This window comes from Polaromonas sp. JS666 (assembly GCF_000013865.1).
Taxonomy (GTDB): domain Bacteria; phylum Pseudomonadota; class Gammaproteobacteria; order Burkholderiales; family Burkholderiaceae_C; genus Polaromonas.
Genome location: NC_007948.1, coordinates 1560436 through 1578208 on the forward strand (window position 1 = coordinate 1560436; position 17773 = coordinate 1578208).

Sequence of the window (17773 nt, forward strand, 5' to 3'; positions counted from 1 at the left end):
CCGAATGAGCATCAAAAGCGACAAATGGATACGCCGCATGGCAGAAAGCACCGGCATGATCGAGCCTTTCGAGCCCGGCCAGATCCGCGAGGCCGATGGCAAGAAGATCATCAGCTACGGCACCTCAAGCTACGGCTACGATATCCGTTGCGCGCCCGAATTCAAGGTGTTCACCAACATCCACAGCACGGTGGTGGACCCGAAAAATTTCGATGAAAAAAGCTTTGTCGATTTCCACGGCGACAGCTGCATCATCCCGCCCAACAGCTTCGCGCTGGCCCGCACGCTGGAGTATTTCCGCATCCCGCGCAACGTGCTGACCATCTGCCTGGGCAAAAGCACCTACGCCCGCTGCGGCATCATCGTCAACGTCACGCCGTTTGAGCCCGAGTGGGAAGGCTACGTGACGCTGGAATTCTCCAATACCACCCCGCTGCCCGCCAAGATTTACGCGGGCGAAGGCTGCGCGCAGGTCCTGTTCTTCGAGAGCGACGAAGTGTGCGAGACCAGCTACAAGGACCGCGGCGGCAAGTACCAGGGGCAGCAGGGGGTGACGCTGCCCAAGGCGTGAACCGGCATTTTGATGCGCTTGTCCCGGGTGGACCCGGCAGGCCGGCGACCCCCGTTCATGGCGCGGCGCCGGCGGCCCGCCGTCCAGGTTCAGTGCGTCGAGGCCTGGCGCTCCTGGCCAAACCCGGCCCCGCGAGCCAGCGCAAGCGCCTGCGCGCGGGTCTGCACAGTTTTCGGTAGCAAATACCGGCGCCAATACCAGCGTATCAAGAAAGGCAGGGGACGCTACCTGTGGGCACCCCGCGTACGGGGTGTAAATAATGGTAACGGTTACGTCCGCATGACTTGCAATTCTTGCGAGGTGCGGATGTTGGTGCTAGAAGTGACGGGGGGCAAATTTCTCAAGCTATTGATTCCTGCCGCTAGAGTTGAAAAATTAGCGTGCTGATTTTTTCTGGAGCCGTGATGGCTGCTGATTTATGCAGCGCATTGCCACAACTCCAGGCTGCAGGCGGGTTTGCAAGGAATCCCCGGTGCCATATCAGGGCGACAGGTGCCGCATGGGGAAGATGTTCGGAGTCGCCCAAACCGCTATTGTGAGTCGGGCGCCGCCAGCCCTACAGTACAACCAGGGAGTAAGCCATGACCAAATTGCAAGCCACCAGGATCGAGGCGCTAAAAGGAAATTTCAAGGGGCAAGTGATTCTCCCCGACGACGATCTTTACGAAAGCGCCCGCAAAGTCTGGAACGCGACGATCGACAAGCATCCAGCGCTGATTGCGCGCTGCGCCACCACGTCGGACGTCGTTGGCGCGGTGAACTTCGCGAAGGATAACGGCCTCGTGCTCGCCGTTCGTGGCGGCGGGCACAACATAGCGGGCAGTGCGTTGTGCGACGACGGTATCATCATTGACCTCTCGCAGATGAAGGCCGCGCACGTTGATGCCGGTTCGCTCCGGGGAACTATCGAGGGCGGCGCCACGCTCGCGGACTTCGATGCCGCTACCCAGGCTCACGGCCTGGCCCTACCGCTCGGCATCAACTCCACCACCGGTGTCGCGGGTCTGACGCTCGGCGGCGGCTTCGGCTGGCTCAGTCGCAAATACGGCATGACCATTGACAACCTTGAGTCTGCCGAGGTGGTCACCGCAGCCGGCGAGGTGGTGCGCGCCAGCGCGACCGAACACCCCGACCTCTTCTGGGCGCTGCGGGGCGGTAGCGGCAATTTCGGCGTTGTTACCCGCTTTGAGTTTCGACTCCACCCTGTCGGACCGAACGTTCTGAGCGGCCTGATTGTTTACCCGCTTTCCGAGGCGAAGGCGGTGCTGCAGCAGTACCGCGAATTCATGGCGAAGGCGCCGGACGAACTCTCGGTATGGGTCGTCCTGCGCCAGGCGCCGCCTCTGCCCTTCCTCTCCGAAAAGGTCCACGGCAAGGAGATCATTGCGCTGGCGTTGCTCTACGCGGGTGACCCCAAGCAAGGTGAGTCGCTTATCGAGCCGCTGCGCAAGTTCGGCACTCCCCTGGGCGAGCACGTCGGCGTGCAACCGTACACCGCCTGGCAACAGGCTTTCGACCCGCTGCTCACCCCCGGCGCACGCAATTACTGGAAGTCGCACAATTTCTCGGTGCTCGACGACGGGCTGTTCGAAGCCGTCATTGAGTACATCAAGAAGCTGCCGTCGCCCCAGTGCGAGATTTTCTTTGGCGCCATCGGCGGCGCGACGATGCGGCCAGCGCCTGATTCGTCCGCGTACGCCCACCGTGACGCCCGGTTTGTGATGAACGTCCACGGCCGTTGGACCGATCCGGCCGACGATGAGCGCTGCATAGGCTGGGCACGCGACTATTTCAAGGCATCTGCACCCTTCGCCAGCGGCGGCGTTTACGTCAATTTCCTTACTGCTGACGAGGGTGATCGCGTGAAAGCTGCCTATGGCCAGAACTACGATCGCCTTGCCCAGATCAAGCGCAAGTATGACCCTACGAACCTCTTCAGCACGAACCAGAATATTAAGCCCGCCTGATTCTTGGCACTGCTATCCACGCCGCGTGGCGCATCAGAAGTACGCGCCATCCGGCGTCGGCGCATCGGCCCTGCGTTGCGGGTTGGCCGGGAAGTGCTGAAAAAGGCGCTGCATCCCTTGATTTTCCGAGCGTGGGGTCTATAGTTCTGGTTGGCAAAGGGTTTGTACTCTGAGGCCGGGGCAATGGCGGTCTTCCTCGGCGCATCGGCAATACCCAAGCGACCGCCGGTTTATCCACGCATTCAATACAGCAAGGAGAACGGCAATGCCTGCCTACATCACGTTGATCAATTTCACTGACCAGGGTGCCCGCACGATCAAGGGTTCACCAGACCGCTTCGAGGCTTTCAAGACTGCGGCCGAAAGCAAAGGCGTCACGGTGAAAAGTGTTCACTGGACACTGGGCGCTTACGACCTGGTACTGGTTACCGAAGGCCCTGAAGACGCTCTCATGACCTTGAGCCTGCAAACCGCCAGCCTGGGGAATGTCCGCACGCAGACGCTGCGCGGATTCACGGTTACCGAAATGCGCAAGCTGCTCGCCGGCTTGCCATGAAAAGCGTTGCCGCGGTGATGCCCAGCGACGCATGGGTCCGGCAGGAGCCCTGGCTGAGCCCTTGAGCCACTGAGCGCGACAATTGGCCGAGGCCGCAGGCAGGGCCCTGGCTTATTTCAGAATCCCGAGCAGGTTTGAAAAGCTGTCGGTCCAGGGTTTGAAACCGGGACGGGGCACCAGGCGTTCGCCACCCTGCAGACTGGCCGGCAGGCTGGACTCACTCTCCGGGCGCATGAACAGCACCCAGATCGAGTGGCTGCAATAGGCATCGTTATCCTCCGGCTGCAGCTTGTAGAGCAGCGCGGTTCTGCCGAAGTGCTGCGCCGCGGCAGCCATCACCGGCCGCAGGTCCAGGTAATGGTTGGTGATATGGATGGCCAGCAGACCCTCGGGCTTCAAATGGCCGAGGTAGGTCTGTATCGCTTCAAGCGTCAGCAGGTGCGTCGGGATCGAGTCGCCGGAAAAGGCATCCATGGCCAGCAGGTCGAACTGCTGGGGTGCCTCGCGCTCCAGCATCAGCCGCCCGTCGCCCAGCACCGGCACGATGCGCGCGGGCGTGTCGGCCAGGTAGCTGAACTCGCTGCGCGCAAGGTCCAGCACCTGCTCGTTGATTTCGTAGATCCGCATCTCGTCGCCCGCGCGGCCATAAACCGACAGCGTGCCTGCCCCGAGCCCCACCACGCCGAGTTTGAGCGGCTGCGCCTGCGGCAGGCTGCGTATGGCACGGCCGATGCCGGATTTCTCGCAGTAGTAGGCCGTCGGCTGGCGCCGGTGCGCCAGCGCGGTGTATTGCTCTCCGTGGTTGATGCGGCCATGCAGCATGGTGCGCTGCGGCCCGAGCGCGGCATCGGTGCTGTCCTGCACGCGCAGTTGGCTGTAGAAGTTGCGCACCACCCGCCGGTAGCCCTGAACGTACTCCTGCGAAATATCGCCGAGCCGCCAGCCATAGCCCAGCAGTGTCACCAGCAGCAGTCCGCGCCAGACGGGACGCAGCTCGCGCCAGAGCACCGTCACCACCAGGGCTGCACACAGGAACAGGCCCAGCGGCAACTCGAAGTAGGCGGTGAAAATCGCGGGCGCCACCAGACCGACCAGCAAGCCACCCAGCGCCCCACCCACCGAAAGCATCAGGTAAAACAGTGTCAGGTGCCGCACCGGGGGCTTGCGCCTGACCAGCTCACCATGGCAGACCATGCAGAAGATGAACAGGCAGGCGCAGAGCAGCCCAATCAGGAGCGGAACATCCATGCCGCTGTCGAGCACACTGTCCATCGCCACCAGGGCCAGCGGCAGCGCGGCCAGAAACACCGGCCGGACGTAGTAGCGCGGTGCATCGAAGCACAGGATGAAGCTCAGCAAATAGATGCTCAGCGGCAGCACCCACAGGAAGGGCACCGGCGCCACATCCTGCGTCAGGTGGCGCGTCATGGCCAGCAGCAAAATCGAGGGTGTGGCCGACAGGCCGATCCACAGCAGGCATTCCCGCCAGCCTGGTGGCGGCGCTGCTGCCAACTCGGCCGGGTGGGCGACGGCGGGCGGCGCCATGCGGTGCCATGCAAGCACCGCGGTGGCCACGCAGGTCACGACAAACACGGCATAGGCGGCCGACCAGGACATGAGTTGTGCCCCGACAGGCAACAGCGGTTCGATCAGCACCGGGTAGGACAGCAGGCCCAGCATCGAGGCCAGGTTCGACAGCGCATACAGCCGGTAGGGCCTTGCCGTAGTGAGCGACGCTGAATGCGAGCGCGCATACCAGGCCTGCATCAGCGGCCCGGTGGTCGACAGCAGCAGGTACGGTGCGCCCACGGCCGTGGCCAGCACGGCCAGCACGCTCAGGCCCGGATGGGCCATTGCCGTGCCTTTCCAGACTGGATCGGCCACCACCGGCAGCGTCACCAGGCTGAGCAGCAGCAAACCGCCATGCACCAGCGCCTGCCGTCGCCCGGGCAGCTTCTCGTGCAGCCAGTGCACATAGGCGTAACCCAGCAGCAGCTCGGCCTGGAAAAAGACGATGCAGGTGCTCCAGACCGATGACGATCCGCCAAACCAGGGCAGGATCATCTTGCCCACGATGGGCTGGATCTGAAACAGCAGGAAAGCCGACAGGAATACCGTTGTGGCAAATAAAGGCATGTGACAGGCAGGCAGCGTCAGGCTGCACTCCTGCCCCCGAGTATCTGTGGGTCTGGCCGTTGTGGTCAATTGCCGGGTTTGGTCGGTCCTGACAATGATTGCCAGCTGCAGTCAAGCTGTAGTCAGCACGAAGAAGGCTCACTATCATTCACAGAGGCGGATATGGTTGGTTGGTCATGAACCTGCCATAGGGCACGTCATCGCCCCGTGTGCTTGTGTCCTTGTGTCCTTGTGTACCCACGGAAACCGGAGAAGCTCATGCAAGTCGAATCTTTTGATGCCATCGTCATAGGCGCCGGGCAAGCAGGGCCTGCGTTGGCTGAGCGTTGCACCAAAGAAGGCCTGCGCACGGCAGTGATTGAGCGTGCCCATTTCGGCGGCACCTGCGTCAACGTCGGCTGCATACCCACCAAGACGCTGGTGGCCAGCGCGCGGGCGATCCACATGGCCAGGCGCGGCGCTGAATTCGGATTTTCCGCCGGCGATATCCAGGTCAACATGCAGCGGGTCAAGACGCGAAAGGACGAGATCGTTCTCAAATCGCGCAACGGTATCCATCAGTGGATGCAGGGCCTGAAAAATGCCGAGGTGATTCAGGGCGATGCCGCATTCGTGGGGCCGCGCACTGTCAAGGTCGGCGAGCGCACGCTGACGGCCCCGCGGATATTCCTCAATGTGGGCGGCCGGCCTTCCGTCCCGGAGCTGGCGGGTGTCCATGATGTCCCCTATCTGGACAACGCGTCCATCATGGAGCTGACCGAGGTGCCGGAACACCTGGTGATTGTTGGTGGCAGCTATATCGGCCTCGAATTTGCGCAAATGATGCGGCGCTTTGGCGCCAGGGTCACCGTGGTGGAGCGCTCGGCCAAATTGCTGTCCCGCGAGGACGAGGATGTGTCGGATGGCATTCGCGCCATCCTGGAGGCAGAGGGCGTCGGGTTCCAGCTGGAGGCGGAGTGCCTGTCGCTGGCGCGGGAGGGGAGCGGGATTTTGGTCGGCACCGTGTGTGCCACGGAGTCGCCCGCCCTCATTGCCAGCCATGTACTTCTGGCCGTCGGCAGGCGTCCTAATACAGACGGCATGGGGCTGGACGTCGCGGGCATCGAGCTCGATGAGCGCGGCTACATCATCGTTGACGATCAGCTTCGCACCAGTGCCGAAGGGGTGTGGGCCATGGGTGATTGCAATGGCCGGGGCGCGTTTACCCACACGTCCTGGAATGACTACGAGATCGTCGCCGCCAACCTGTTTGATGGCGACCCGCGCCGCGTGAGCGACCGGATACCGTGCTATGCGCTCTTCATTGACCCCGCGCTTGGTCGTGTGGGCCTGACCGAGCGCGAAGTGCGCGCCAGCGGGCGTGCGGCGCTGGTGGCGCGCATGCCCATGCAGCGCGTAGGCCGTGCCCGCGAAGCCGGCGAGACGCAGGGGTTCATGAAGGCCCTCGTCGACGCAGACACGAAGCGCCTGCTGGGCGCCGCCATCCTGGGCCTCAACGGCGACGAAGTGGTTCACGCACTGGTCGACATCATGGCCGCCGACCAGCCTTACACGGCCATCAGCCGTGCGATGCACATCCATCCCACCGTCAGCGAATTGATTCCAACATTGCTGCAGCAGCTGAAGCCGCTGGAAGCGCAATAAAGCAATAAAGCAATAAAGTAATAGAGGGGTGTTTCACCTGCACCCGCAGGTGCTGCAAACAAAGCTGCTTGCGCCGGCATGGCGCGAATGCCGCCTCGCCACATCCCGACGCACCCCGTTGCTGCTTCCAGACAGCCTGAGGTTGCGATGCGCCGGACTGCAAGCCTGCTTCGCGTTTCCATCCTACAGCGTCACGGGCGCTGCACCGAGTGGCCTTTTGAAAGCTTCGCCTCAGCATGGAGTCGTCAGACAAGAATGGGAGCGAGCGATGTTTTCAGATCATTTGCGAAAAATCAAAGAGATCCCGCACAACACCTTGCTCGGCGTGGCGGGTGGCTTCGTGATACTGTGCCAGCTGGTTGCCCTGGCGATGGTGGCGGATGAACAGGTCAAAAAAGCGCAGGTACGCGAGACCCAGCGGATTTCGGAGCGAATCGCCACTGCCCACTGCATGGAAGGCAGCATGGGGGCTGCGCGCCACAGTTGCCTGCAGCAGGCGAAGACCGCCAACTTCCCTTCCGAGCTCGTCGACCTCAGGCAGAACAGCCAGGCGGTGGCCAGCAATTTTGACGTTGAAAGCGGCGCCCTCGCGACCCATCAGATGCAGGACTTCAGGCCCGCGATGTTTACGCCCCGCTGATGACGCCTCGCTGAAGCGCGGGAAGCCGGGAGGGGAGAAGCGATCGGGCCGGTGCGGACCAGCCGTGCTCAACAGCGGGTAGCATGGACTCCCATGAAGTTCTCCCGCCTGTTCCAGCCACGCAACCCCCTGTTCTGGATCATGCTCGTGCTCAATGGTCTGTCAACGGCACTGGCGTGGATAGCGCACAATCGCCCGCTCAATGCCTGGGGCGCCTTGCTCGTGAGTGGCTTCGCCATCGGCAATGCGGCCATCGGCATCTGGCTGGCCTGGCGGCTGATGCGCAATGACCCCGCCGCCGATGCGCCGGAGCAGCGGGGCAGCCCGACGCCGCCGACCTAGCTGACTGCGCCCGCGCTTTTTGTGATGTCGTTCGGCGTTGCCAGCGCAGCGGCTATCGCCACTTGCAGCCCGTGCACCATGTCTTCCAGCGGCAGGCTGGGCGCGCCTTGTTCCGGCAGGTAAGGCACATGGACGAAGCCACCGCGCGTGCGCCTGAAGCCGCGCTGCGTGGCCAGCGCGTGCATCAGTGCATAAAACGCGTGGTTGCAGACAAAGGTGCCCGCTGTCTGCGACACCTCGGCGGCCAGCCCGGCGTCCTGCAGAGCCTGCAGCATGGCCTTGATGGGCAGCGTGCTGAAGTAGGCCGTCGGGCCTCCTGCCACGACGGGCGTGTCGACGGGTTGCATGCCCGCGTTGTCGGGGATGCGGGCATCGTTGACGTTGATGGCGATCCTTTCCAGCGACAAGGCGTTTCGCCCGCCTGCCTGCCCGACGCAAATCACAAGCGCTGGCCGGTAAAGACGCAACAGGCGCATGAGTTCCGTCACCGATGTGTCGAACCGGGTCGGCAACTGTGCCGCAATCACCTCGTGACCCGCGATGCGTGTGGCGTGCAGTGCCTGGACGGCCAGCCAGCTGGGGTTGAGTGCGGGGCCAGCCAGCCTGGCTTCGCCAAACGCATCAAAACCGGTGAGCAGCACGCGGGGAGGGGTGGAGGCTGTGTCCATGTTGCCATTGTGAAGTATGGCTGGGGTGTATCGCTGTGGTCTGCGAAATGGCGCTCCCCGTTGCGCGGTGGGTCTGGTTGTGGCTAACATGCAGCCATGAGTTCCCCACTCCTGTTTTCCAGCCTCGTGTCCGACCTGTCGCGTGCCCGGCTTCACGCGGAGCCTTTGCGCTGGCCCGCGACGGTACCGTCTGATGTAGGCACAGCCTACGCTGCGGCGCTGGCTGTGCGCGAGGAGCGCTGTGCCGCCGGAGAGCGCGCCGCAGGCTACAAAGTCGGCTTTACCAACCGCAACCTGTGGCCGCGCTATGAGGTCTATGCGCCCATCTGGGGCACTGTTTGGCAAGGTGGCTTGACGCTGATTGATGCAGGGGCGCCGAACATCGGCAAGGTGCGATTGGAGGGCCTCTGCGAGCCCCGCATCGAACCCGAGATCGTGTTTTGCCTGCGCTTCCCGCCACCGCCCGCATGCACGCTGGCGCAGCTGGTGGACGCCATTGACTGGATAGCCCACGGCTTTGAGATTGTGCACACCCATTTCCCGGGCTGGAAGTTCACGGCCGCACAGGCGGTGGCGGATGCCGGCCTCCATGCCCACCTGCTGGTGGGCCATCCCGTGAAATTGACCGCAGGTATTGCGCCGGACGCGCTGGTTCAGGCGCTCGCCGGCTTGCGGCTGAGGCTTTACGTGGATGGGGAGCTGAAGGAAGAAGGCGTGGGCGCCAATGTGCTGGATGGGCCGTTGCAGGCTTTATTGCATTTTGTGGAGGCGCTGCGCGCCACCCCGGGCGCACCACCACTGCTGGCCGGCGATCTGATCACCACGGGCAGTCTGACCGATGCCTGGCCGGTACAGGGCGGACAAATATGGCACACGGACATTCAATCGCCAGACCCGGTGGCAGAAGACCTCGAGGGGTTGTGCCTGCGTTTTGAATGACATTGATGGCCTCAAGCCTTGATCCCCTGAAGCCCTGATCCCCTGAAACCTGAAACCCTTTGGCTGGCACGCGCTGGAGCGCGGAGCCGCTGGCAACCCGGCGCAGCCTTAAGAGGAGTAGCGGGATTATTTTTTGATCAACGCACCGGTTTCGCTGTCAAAGCTCACGTTGCGTGTCCGCCCGTTCTGGCCGGGAAAATCGTCGAATACCGCCCGCACCAGGTAAGGCACCAGTGCCGGCAGGTCGTCGCTGTCGCCTTCATAACTGGCCCGCGACTCGAACACCGTGTGCGGCTTGCCCGGCGGGCTTCCCCGTGTGTCCAGCAGGCGCAGGCGCAAGTTGCTGATCCGCATGGTGCGGCTCACCTGGCGGTCGCCCACATAACGCGGCCCGAACGGATCGGGCGCCCAGGCCCCCGGGAACACACGCCCCGCTGCGTCGCGGTACGGGGGCAAGAAAACATGGTGGTCCTGGTAAACCGGTTGCAGCCAGGTTTTTTGTTCGCTGTGGCTGCCCACCAGCACCTCGGCCTGGATGCGCCCCACCTGCCCGGGCGGTGCCCGCCTGAGGCCCTGCTTTTCAAGCGCGGCTTGCACATGGCTTTCATAGGTGGCCTGTTCCAGCTCGCGGCTCGTGTCGACGGGGCTGATGAAGCTGAACGTGCTGCCCGCCACATCGGCGGGCCACTGGTTAAAGCTGGTGACCCTGGTTGTGATCGGACTGGCGCAGCCACCCAGCAAGGCCACAAAGAGCAGCGCCATGCCAAGGCGAACCGACAGCAGAGGAGGGCGGAAATGTGCGGAAAATGCCATGAAAGATGGATACATCGGGGTTCAATTTTGTTCCACGCGGCGGATGGCTCTCAAGTAAAGTTGGCCCCCTGTGCTGAAGCGTTCGATCATGGCGTTCGGCAGCGTCAATACGCTAATAATTTGCAACTGGGGCAATCATGAAATGGGAAGGCAATCGGGAGTCCGACAACGTTGAGGACCGGCGCGACGAGGGCGGCGGGGGCGGTGGTTTTGGCGGCGGCCTGCTGGGTGGCCGCAGCATCGGCATTGGCACCATTGTGGTGGCGCTGGTCGGTGGCTGGATTTTCGGCATCAATCCGCTGACCATCCTCAGCCTGCTGAGTGGCGGCTCGCCGCCGGCGCAGGTGCAGCAGCTGCCGCAACAACGGCCCGCCCAGCGGCCGCCCGCCGATGACCGCATGGCCCGGTTTGTCTCCACCGTGCTGGCCGATACCGAGGACGTCTGGAAAGACGTGTTTGCCAAAGGAGGCGCAAGCTACCAGGAGCCGCGGCTGGTGCTGTTCAGGGGCGCCACGCCAACCGCCTGCGGCCAGGGCCAGGCCGCCATGGGGCCGTTTTACTGCCCGAGCGACCGGAAGGTGTATATCGACCTCGGCTTTTACGAAACCCTGAGGAGTCGCCTGGGCGCACCGGGCGATTTTGCCCAGGCCTATGTGATTGCACATGAGGTGGGCCACCACGTGCAGAACCTGCTGGGCATCACCGGCAAGATGGAGCAGATGCGCGGCCGCGTCAGCCGGGCCGAATACAACGCCCTCAGCGTGCGGCTGGAATTGCAGGCCGATTGCTTTGCCGGCCTGTGGGCGCACAACGCGCAGAGCGCGCGCCAGATCCTGGAGCAGGGTGACGTCGAAGAGGCCATGAATGCGGCCGCCAAAATCGGCGACGACGCGCTGCAGCGCTCCGGCGGCGGCGCGGTCGTGCCCGAGAGTTTCACCCACGGCACCAGCGCCCAGCGCCAGCGCTGGTTTGATACCGGCCTGAAGACGGGCAATATCAAGGCCTGCGACACTTTCAGTGCCCGGAATTTATAGGAAATACGGTTGAAGTCCTTATTTTTACTGCGTGTGTTGCTATTAAATTGATAGCTATCAGGGGCTTTGGGCTTGCAGTCCGCGTCTCTATGCCCGGGTGACTGCACCCCCCTTGGCCGGCAAAAAGAGGGATTTCGCCCAAAGTGCGACAATAGTGGGTTAAATGACATCATCTTTTTCCAATCTTTCGCTGGCAGAACCGCTGGCCCGCGCCGTAGCCGAAATGGGCTACGAAACCATGACACCCATTCAGGAACAGGCCATTCCGGTCGTCCTGCAGGGCAAAGACGTGATGGGCGCCGCGCAGACCGGTACCGGTAAAACCGCTGCTTTTTCGCTGCCGCTGCTGCAGCGCATGCTCAAGCACGAGAACGCCTCGACCTCGCCGGCGCGGCACCCCGTGCGTGCGCTGGTGCTGCTGCCTACCCGCGAGCTGGCCGTCCAGGTGGCCGAACAGGTCAAGCTCTACGCCAAGCACACCAACCTGCGCAGTGCCGTGGTGTTTGGCGGCATGGACATGAAGCCGCAAACGCTGGAGCTCAAACAAGGCGTTGAAGTGCTGGTGGCCACGCCGGGCCGCCTGCTCGACCACATCGAAGCCAAAAATACCGTGCTCAACCAGGTTGAATATGTGGTGCTCGACGAAGCCGACCGCATGCTCGACATCGGCTTCCTGCCGGATCTGCAGCGCATTCTGAGCTACCTGCCCAAGCAGCGCATCACGCTGCTGTTTTCGGCGACCTTCTCGCCTGAAATCAAGCGCCTGGCCTCAAGCTACCTGCAGGATCCGGTGACGATTGAGGTGGCGCGTTCCAACGCCACCGCCTCGACAGTCGAGCAGCATTTCTACAGCGTGGGCGCTGACGACAAGCGCCGCGCCCTGCACCAGATCCTCAAAGAGCGCGGCATGAAGCAGGCCTTTGTGTTCGTCAACAGCAAACTCGGCTGTGCACGCCTGGCCCGCTCACTGGAACGCGAAGGCCTGAAAACCACCGCGCTGCACGGCGACAAGAGCCAGGACGAACGCTTGAAGGCGCTGGATGCCTTCAAAAAAGGCGAGGTAGACCTGCTGGTGTGTACCGACGTCGCAGCGCGCGGCCTGGACATCAAGGATGTGCCGGCGGTGTTCAACTTCGACGTGCCCTTCAATGCCGAAGACTATGTGCACCGGATTGGCCGCACCGGCCGTGCCGGGGCTTCAGGCCTGGCCGTGAGTTTTGTCGCCAGCAGCGACCAGCGCCTGGTGGCAGATATTGAAAAGCTGATCAAGACCAAGATCGAGCTGGAGCCGATCGAGTTTGACGAGGACCGCCCGCGCATCAGCGAGCAGGGCCGCATCAACGACGGCCGCCGCATGTACCGTCAGGGCAACGAAGGCGAGGAGGGCGCGGGGCGTGAAGCGTTTGTTTCGCGGGAACCGCGCGACCGGGAACGCAGGGAGCGTCGCGAGTACACGCCGCATCGCCAGCCGGCGGCGCCGCGTGATCCGTTTTTTGACCAGCCCTACGAGGCAACAACCGTTATAGCGGACGCGCAACCGTCCTGGGAAGCCGCCGCCAAGGCCGGCCCTGCGCGCAGCAGCGTCTCGGCCAACATCAAGCCGAAGAAAAAAGTCGCTGCACTGTTCAAGACCAGCGACTGAGAGAGTGAGAGTTTTTCGATTTCACTCCCTCTCCCTCTGGGAGAGGGCGGGGGTGAGGGCCGGCGAGTGGCCACAACACTGGAGCACAGCCCCTCACCCCAACCCTCTCCCCAAAGGGGCGAGGGAGGAAATGCCGTCGCTTCGAAAAACTCTCAGCCTCTGATATCTTTCCCGTCCGGCCGGACCGTCGGCGCGCACCTACGGTCCTTCGCGGGGCCGTCTGGCTCCGTATCTGCCACGGTATTCATAAGCTGTCTGCATGACGGCTGAAACCGCCGACACCAAAACCGACACCCAGCCCGCTAACCGGCACCTTTCGGGCCTGCCTGCCCGTGGCCTTTCATGGGCCCGGCACAGGCTTCAGCATATCTACAGGCCGCTCCGGCGCGCTGTGGATCAATGGATTGAGGCCGATGGCCTGCGCATGAGTGCGGCCATGTCCTTCTACGGCATTCTCAGTCTGGCGCCCCTGCTGGTCTTGCTGGTGGCGGTGCTGGGCTGGTGGGTGGAGCAGAGCGTGATTGAAATCAGCCTGGTCGACCAGATTCGCAGTGTGGTGGGTGCCCAAGGCGCGCAGGTGGTCCAGCAGGCGCTTTCCAGCGCGCGGGAGCCCTCGCAGGGAATTGCCGCCTCGCTGTTTGCGTTTGGCCTGCTGCTTTCCGGCGCGACCGGCGTGTTTTCCGAGTTGCAGGACGCCTTCGAACGTTTGTGGCGGCAGGGCAGCGGCAAGCCGCCCCAGCAAAAGTGGTGGTACACCGCTTCCTTGCGCCTGCGCGGCGTGGCTTATATCCTGGCCATCGGCTTCCTGTTGCTGGTGTCGCTCGTGGTTTCCACTTTATTAAACCTTCTGTCGGGCTGGGCGGGCGGGTATTGGCCTGTCGAAAAATTCGCTTACGCCATCAACGAGGTGGCATCCTTCGGCTTTTCCGTGGCGCTGTTTGTGGCCCTGATGAGAATGAGCGCCGGGCCCAAGCCGGCCCTGCGCTACCTGGTGAGGGGGGCGGCGGTAGGTGCGCTGCTGTTTGCGGTCGGCAAGCACCTGATGGCTTTTTACCTGTCTACCGCAGCCGTGGTGTCTGCCTATGGTGCCGCAGGCTCCCTGGTGGTCATCCTGATGTGGATCTATTTCTCATCGGCGGTGCTTCTGCTGGCCGCCAGCATTGCGCGGGCCTGGGCTGACGAGGCTCGCGAGCGGGAGGGTGTTCAACCTAGAAACAGCAGTTGACCGCTCGCAAACTTCAGGAAAGCCGCATGCACATTGACGTTCCCCTCTTCGATTGGATTCACCTTCTGGGTAACAGCGCTATGCATCCGATTGCACCGTGCTCGACGCGCCATGCGGCGTTGCTCCGCCTTGTGGGCACAAGCCCACTGCGTTGTCACGCCTTGCCTGCCACGCCGATCACGACGCACTCGGACGCATCCAACTGCCGCTTCTAGGTTCAATCTGCGCAGGCCGCTGAGCCCCGCATGACGGCCTGAGTGCTGCGGTTTCAGCCCGGTTTTGCCTTGGGGTTTTGCGCCTGTGCGCAGGCCACCGAGATCAGTTCATACGCCGCTGGCGTTGCCCCAAGCCTGGCGGCGGTCAGGCTCCCGCCCCAGACACAGCCGGTGTCCAGCGGCAGCAGCAGGCTGCCCGATTTCTGGGCGTCTTGTGCCTTGAGCGCTGACCAGTGGCCAAACATGACCGGCGTGTCTGCGGTTTGGCGGCCCGGCACATCAAACCATGGCAGGTAGCCGTGTAGCGCCGCCTCTGCGCCTTCTTTGGTGGCAAACTCCATCACCCCTTGCGGCGTGCAAAAGCGCAGGCGCGTCAGCGCATTGACCACCACCCGAAGCCGGTCCGCGCCCTGCAGGCTGTCGTGCCACTCGCAAGGGGTGTTGCCATACATATCGCGTAAAAATCCCTTCAGATCGGGCCCGCGCAAGGCCTGTTCCACCTCGGCGGCCAGCGCCATGGTTTTGGCGGTGCTCCACTGGGGCAGCACACCGGCATGCACCATCAGCCAGCCATGCGCATGGATGGCCATGTTGCGATGACGCAGCCACTCCAGCAGGGCGCCGCGGTCGCTGGCCTGCAGGATGTCTTGTGCGGTATCGCTGCGGTGCAGCTTGCCCATGCCTTGCCATAAGGCCAGCAAATGCAAATCGTGGTTGCCCAGCAGGGACTGGGCGGCATCGCCCAAGTGGCTCAGGTGGCGCAGCACGGCCAGCGAGTGCGGGCCGCGGTTGACCAGGTCGCCCAGCAGGTACAGCGTGTCACGGCTTGGTGAGAAATCAATCTTCTCCAGCAGGCGCTGAAATGGCTCATTGCAACCCTGCAGGTCGCCGATACAGTAAAGTGACATGTGTTTATTCTCCCTCCGGATTCATGGATTTCCTGCTGATCGTTTTTTTAACCTTGCTCAACGGCGTGTTTGCCATGTCCGAGCTGGCCCTGGCATCCAGCCGCAAGGCCCGGCTGGTCGCCATGTCTGAATCAGGAGACAAGGGTGCGCACGCGGCGCTGGGCCTGCTGGACAATCCCACGCAATTCCTGTCGTCGGTCCAGGTGGGCATTACCTCCATCGGCATGCTCAACGGCATTATTGGCGAGGCGGCTTTCAGCGACGGCCTGTCGGTCTGGATACAGGGTTTCGGCGCCTCGCCGCGCGCCGCCGACATTACGGCCACGGCGCTGGTGGTGACCACCATCACCTTCATCACCATTGTGTTCGGCGAGCTGGTGCCCAAGCGTATCGGGCAGCTCTACCCCGAGACAGTGGCGCGCCTGGTGTCGCGGCCCATGATGTGGGTGGCGACAGGCGCCAAGCCTTTTGTCAGGCTGCTGTCCTTCAGCACGCACGCCGTGCTCAAGCTGCTGCGCGTTGACAACGCCGGCGAGCGCGGCGTGACCGAGGAAGAAATCGCCGCCAGCCTGGAAGAGGGCGTTGACGCCGGCCTGATCGAGGAACACGAGCACCAGATGGTGCAAAACGTGTTCTTGCTCGACGACCGCCTGCTTACATCGCTGATGCTGCCGCGATCCGACATCGAATGGCTGGATGCATCGGACACCGTGGCCCAGGCGATTGACAAAGCCGGGGCGACCGGCCATTCCTGGTACCCGGTATGCCGGGGCAGCCTCGACGACGTGGTGGGCGTGGTCAATGTGGCCAAACTGTTAAGCCTGCGGGGCCGGATTCTGTCTTCCCCCCCAGACCCTGGCGGGAACGGGGCACCTTCAGTGGCCGACCGCATTGCCGCCTATGCCGTACCGGCCGTGTTCGTTCCTGAAACCCTCACAGGCATGGAGCTGCTCGAGCAGTTTCGTGCCAAATCCACCCGCATGGTGTTTGTGGTCGACGAATACGGCGTGGTGCAGGGGCTGATGACGCCCATGGACATGCTGGAGGCCATCACCGGCGAACTGCAGCCTGGCGCCCAGGTCGATGCCTGGGCGACCCAGCGTGAAGATGGCAGTTGGCTGATTGATGGCGTCATGCCGGTCTCCGAACTCAAGGTCCGGCTTGACATCAGGGAACTGCCCGAAGAAGACAGGGGGCGCTACAACACCGCGGCAGGCCTGCTGCAAAGCGTTTCAGGCCGCCTGCTGAAGACGGGCGAGCAAGTCGATTGCGCTGGCTGGCGGTTTGAGGTTCTTGACCTGGACGGCAAGCGCATTGACAAGGTGCTGGCAAGCCGGACCAGCGAATCCGGCGGCGCTTAGGCCCAATTCCTCGTGATTGGTTGAGTTTGCGGGGATTCGCGCCGCACGGCGCAGGATTCCTCATATTTCAGACATTGCAGCAACAATTGGCTCCGTCACAGTTGTAACTTTCAGGGCGCTGTGTTTAAACTCTAAAAAAGATTAGGGCGCTCATGAATTCTCTTGGATTGGGACTGGCCGTGGCCGTGGCTGCGGTGTCGGGAATGGCTTTGGGCGCGCTGTGCCATCGCAGTTGGGCGGCAGGCGCCGCGAAGCGCAAGAAGCGCATTCCTGTACGCTGGCAGCTTCGGCCCCGGCCCCTTCTCACGGAGCAGGAGCAGGAGGTCTGGCACTGGCTGAAGCGCGCTTTTTTTGACCAGCATGTGCTGGTCAAGGTGGCCGCCATCCGGTTTACGTCGCCCCGCAATGTGGCCGAGGGCTTGCGGTCCCACGAATTGCTCAACGGTATCTATTGCACTTTCACCGTGTGCGCCTCCGACGGCACCGTCATCGGCTGCCTGGACGTGCCCGGCCCGCGCGGGCTCAAGGCGAGCAACCGGGATATGAAGCAAAAGCTGTTTGAGGAGTGCCGCATCGCCTATGCCGTCGTGCGGGCAGGCAAACTGCCCTCGCTGGAGGAGGTGCGCGCTGCTTTCCTGGGTGAAATCGACCCTTCGGATGAAGACCTCGCCCTGAACAGCCGGTCGCCGATCTCCCAGTCTTTTGCAGACATGGACTTCGACGAGGCCTTGCCCACGGTGCCCGACACCCTGCGCCCGGCCAGCGGCGCCGCACTGCAAGAAGCACCCCTGCAAATTGACATGGAGGCGGTGGCGGCAGCGCGCACCAGTCTGCGCGCCAAGCTGGAGCGTAACCGCAAGATTCGCTTCACCAACTTCGACCCTCTCAGCGCCAGTTCAGACCGCGTGGAGGAGGACGTGCAAGAGGACGCGGGTGACAATTTTGCGGTGCAGTGGGAAGACTCCTTCATCATGCCGCAAGACGGACAGCTGCCCGAAAGCAGGAAGCGGTAAGTTCCGGCTTGGCGTGTTGAGCGCGGCGGGGTTGCCGCGAGGATTCGTTGCCGGGGTAGACGTAAACGAGTCGACGCCCCCTGCCTGGCCATTCCCTCA

General features: G+C 63.0%; 16 protein-coding genes. 12 read left to right on the forward strand and 4 right to left on the reverse strand.

Features of this window, described 5'->3' with window-relative positions; genetic code table 11:
* Nucleotides 1-4: 4 nt before the first annotated feature.
* The 3 genes from dcd to BPRO_RS07510 all read left to right on the forward strand — a co-directional run bounded on the left by dcd (nucleotide 5) and on the right by BPRO_RS07510 (nucleotide 3094).
* Nucleotides 5-571 carry a dCTP deaminase gene (gene dcd, locus BPRO_RS07500; RefSeq protein WP_011482452.1) on the forward strand — a complete coding sequence of 189 codons (567 nt, stop codon included), beginning with the start codon at nucleotides 5-7 and terminating at the stop codon, nucleotides 569-571.
* 581 nt (nucleotides 572-1152) lie between these two features.
* Nucleotides 1153-2538, forward strand: coding sequence for an FAD-binding oxidoreductase (locus BPRO_RS07505; RefSeq protein WP_011482453.1), 1386 nt, complete (start codon nucleotides 1153-1155; stop codon nucleotides 2536-2538).
* 265 nt (nucleotides 2539-2803) lie between these two features.
* Nucleotides 2804-3094, forward strand: coding sequence for a GYD domain-containing protein (locus tag BPRO_RS07510; protein ID WP_011482454.1), 291 nt, complete (start codon nucleotides 2804-2806; stop codon nucleotides 3092-3094).
* Nucleotides 3095-3205: 111 nt separating this feature from the next.
* On the opposite strand, the gene BPRO_RS07515 is transcribed toward BPRO_RS07510, so the two are convergent.
* Nucleotides 3206-5230 carry a spermidine synthase gene (locus BPRO_RS07515; RefSeq protein WP_011482455.1) on the reverse strand — a complete coding sequence of 675 codons (2025 nt, stop codon included), beginning with the start codon at nucleotides 5228-5230 and terminating at the stop codon, nucleotides 3206-3208.
* A gap of 258 nt (nucleotides 5231-5488) precedes the next feature.
* Here BPRO_RS07515 and BPRO_RS07520 point away from each other — a divergent pair, with 258 nt between their 5' ends.
* The 3 genes from BPRO_RS07520 to BPRO_RS07530 all read left to right on the forward strand — a co-directional run bounded on the left by BPRO_RS07520 (nucleotide 5489) and on the right by BPRO_RS07530 (nucleotide 7856).
* Nucleotides 5489-6874, forward strand: coding sequence for an FAD-containing oxidoreductase (locus BPRO_RS07520; protein WP_011482456.1), 1386 nt, complete (start codon nucleotides 5489-5491; stop codon nucleotides 6872-6874).
* A gap of 28 nt (nucleotides 6875-6902) precedes the next feature.
* Complete coding sequence (locus BPRO_RS29485) at nucleotides 6903-7514, forward strand: hypothetical protein (RefSeq protein WP_157045748.1); 612 nt, start codon at nucleotides 6903-6905, stop codon at nucleotides 7512-7514.
* Nucleotides 7515-7607: 93 nt separating this feature from the next.
* Nucleotides 7608-7856 carry a hypothetical protein gene (locus BPRO_RS07530; protein ID WP_011482458.1) on the forward strand — a complete coding sequence of 83 codons (249 nt, stop codon included), beginning with the start codon at nucleotides 7608-7610 and terminating at the stop codon, nucleotides 7854-7856.
* Here BPRO_RS07530 and pcp read toward each other — a convergent pair.
* Nucleotides 7853-8524, reverse strand: coding sequence for a pyroglutamyl-peptidase I (pcp, locus tag BPRO_RS07535; RefSeq protein ID WP_041388520.1), 672 nt, complete (start codon nucleotides 8522-8524; stop codon nucleotides 7853-7855). The two genes, BPRO_RS07530 and pcp, sit on opposite strands and share 4 nt — an antisense overlap.
* A 96-nt stretch (nucleotides 8525-8620) precedes the next feature.
* On the opposite strand from pcp, the gene BPRO_RS07540 reads away from it, so the two are divergent.
* On the forward strand, nucleotides 8621-9463 hold the full coding sequence (locus BPRO_RS07540; RefSeq protein ID WP_011482460.1) for a 2-keto-4-pentenoate hydratase: 843 nt from the start codon (nucleotides 8621-8623) through the stop codon (nucleotides 9461-9463).
* 126 nt (nucleotides 9464-9589) lie between these two features.
* On the opposite strand, the gene BPRO_RS07545 is transcribed toward BPRO_RS07540, so the two are convergent.
* Nucleotides 9590-10276 carry a DUF4136 domain-containing protein gene (locus tag BPRO_RS07545; protein ID WP_232291507.1) on the reverse strand — a complete coding sequence of 229 codons (687 nt, stop codon included), beginning with the start codon at nucleotides 10274-10276 and terminating at the stop codon, nucleotides 9590-9592.
* Between the two features lie 137 nt (nucleotides 10277-10413).
* Here BPRO_RS07545 and BPRO_RS07550 point away from each other — a divergent pair, with 137 nt between their 5' ends.
* From BPRO_RS07550 to BPRO_RS07560, 3 genes are all read left to right on the forward strand, one after another.
* Complete coding sequence (locus BPRO_RS07550; protein WP_011482462.1) at nucleotides 10414-11310, forward strand: KPN_02809 family neutral zinc metallopeptidase; 897 nt, start codon at nucleotides 10414-10416, stop codon at nucleotides 11308-11310.
* Nucleotides 11311-11473: 163 nt separating this feature from the next.
* Nucleotides 11474-12952: a DEAD/DEAH box helicase gene (locus tag BPRO_RS07555; RefSeq protein ID WP_011482463.1), complete on the forward strand. Its 1479-nt coding sequence runs from the start codon at nucleotides 11474-11476 to the stop codon at nucleotides 12950-12952.
* Between the two features lie 259 nt (nucleotides 12953-13211).
* Entirely contained in the window at nucleotides 13212-14177 is a 966-nt protein-coding gene (locus tag BPRO_RS07560; protein ID WP_011482464.1) for a YihY/virulence factor BrkB family protein, read from the forward strand.
* Between the two features lie 268 nt (nucleotides 14178-14445).
* Here BPRO_RS07560 and BPRO_RS07565 read toward each other — a convergent pair whose 3' ends face one another.
* Entirely contained in the window at nucleotides 14446-15300 is an 855-nt protein-coding gene (locus BPRO_RS07565; protein ID WP_011482465.1) for a symmetrical bis(5'-nucleosyl)-tetraphosphatase, read from the reverse strand.
* Between the two features lie 23 nt (nucleotides 15301-15323).
* Here BPRO_RS07565 and BPRO_RS07570 point away from each other — a divergent pair, with 23 nt between their 5' ends.
* Together BPRO_RS07570 and BPRO_RS07575 are read left to right on the forward strand one after the other, a co-directional pair.
* Nucleotides 15324-16661 carry a hemolysin family protein gene (locus tag BPRO_RS07570; protein ID WP_041388522.1) on the forward strand — a complete coding sequence of 446 codons (1338 nt, stop codon included), beginning with the start codon at nucleotides 15324-15326 and terminating at the stop codon, nucleotides 16659-16661.
* A gap of 152 nt (nucleotides 16662-16813) precedes the next feature.
* Nucleotides 16814-17674: a DUF2726 domain-containing protein gene (locus BPRO_RS07575; protein ID WP_011482467.1), complete on the forward strand. Its 861-nt coding sequence runs from the start codon at nucleotides 16814-16816 to the stop codon at nucleotides 17672-17674.
* Nucleotides 17675-17773: the final 99 nt, after the last annotated feature.

Bases quoted from the DNA above. Each gene is read 5' to 3' on its own strand.
- dcd (WP_011482452.1), top strand. From the start codon at position 5: ATGAGCATCAAAAGCGACAAATGGATACGCCGCATGGCAGAAAGCACC.
- BPRO_RS07505 (WP_011482453.1), top strand. From the start codon at position 1,153: ATGACCAAATTGCAAGCCACCAGGATCGAGGCGCTAAAAGGAAATTTC.
- BPRO_RS07510 (WP_011482454.1), top strand. From the start codon at position 2,804: ATGCCTGCCTACATCACGTTGATCAATTTCACTGACCAGGGTGCCCGC.
- BPRO_RS07515 (WP_011482455.1), bottom strand. From the start codon at position 5,230: ATGCCTTTATTTGCCACAACGGTATTCCTGTCGGCTTTCCTGCTGTTT.
- BPRO_RS07520 (WP_011482456.1), top strand. From the start codon at position 5,489: ATGCAAGTCGAATCTTTTGATGCCATCGTCATAGGCGCCGGGCAAGCA.
- BPRO_RS07530 (WP_011482458.1), top strand. From the start codon at position 7,608: ATGAAGTTCTCCCGCCTGTTCCAGCCACGCAACCCCCTGTTCTGGATC.
- pcp (WP_041388520.1), bottom strand. From the start codon at position 8,524: ATGGACACAGCCTCCACCCCTCCCCGCGTGCTGCTCACCGGTTTTGAT.
- BPRO_RS07540 (WP_011482460.1), top strand. From the start codon at position 8,621: ATGAGTTCCCCACTCCTGTTTTCCAGCCTCGTGTCCGACCTGTCGCGT.
- BPRO_RS07545 (WP_232291507.1), bottom strand. From the start codon at position 10,276: ATGGCATTTTCCGCACATTTCCGCCCTCCTCTGCTGTCGGTTCGCCTT.
- BPRO_RS07550 (WP_011482462.1), top strand. From the start codon at position 10,414: ATGAAATGGGAAGGCAATCGGGAGTCCGACAACGTTGAGGACCGGCGC.
- BPRO_RS07555 (WP_011482463.1), top strand. From the start codon at position 11,474: ATGACATCATCTTTTTCCAATCTTTCGCTGGCAGAACCGCTGGCCCGC.
- BPRO_RS07560 (WP_011482464.1), top strand. From the start codon at position 13,212: ATGACGGCTGAAACCGCCGACACCAAAACCGACACCCAGCCCGCTAAC.
- BPRO_RS07565 (WP_011482465.1), bottom strand. From the start codon at position 15,300: ATGTCACTTTACTGTATCGGCGACCTGCAGGGTTGCAATGAGCCATTT.
- BPRO_RS07570 (WP_041388522.1), top strand. From the start codon at position 15,324: ATGGATTTCCTGCTGATCGTTTTTTTAACCTTGCTCAACGGCGTGTTT.
- BPRO_RS07575 (WP_011482467.1), top strand. From the start codon at position 16,814: ATGAATTCTCTTGGATTGGGACTGGCCGTGGCCGTGGCTGCGGTGTCG.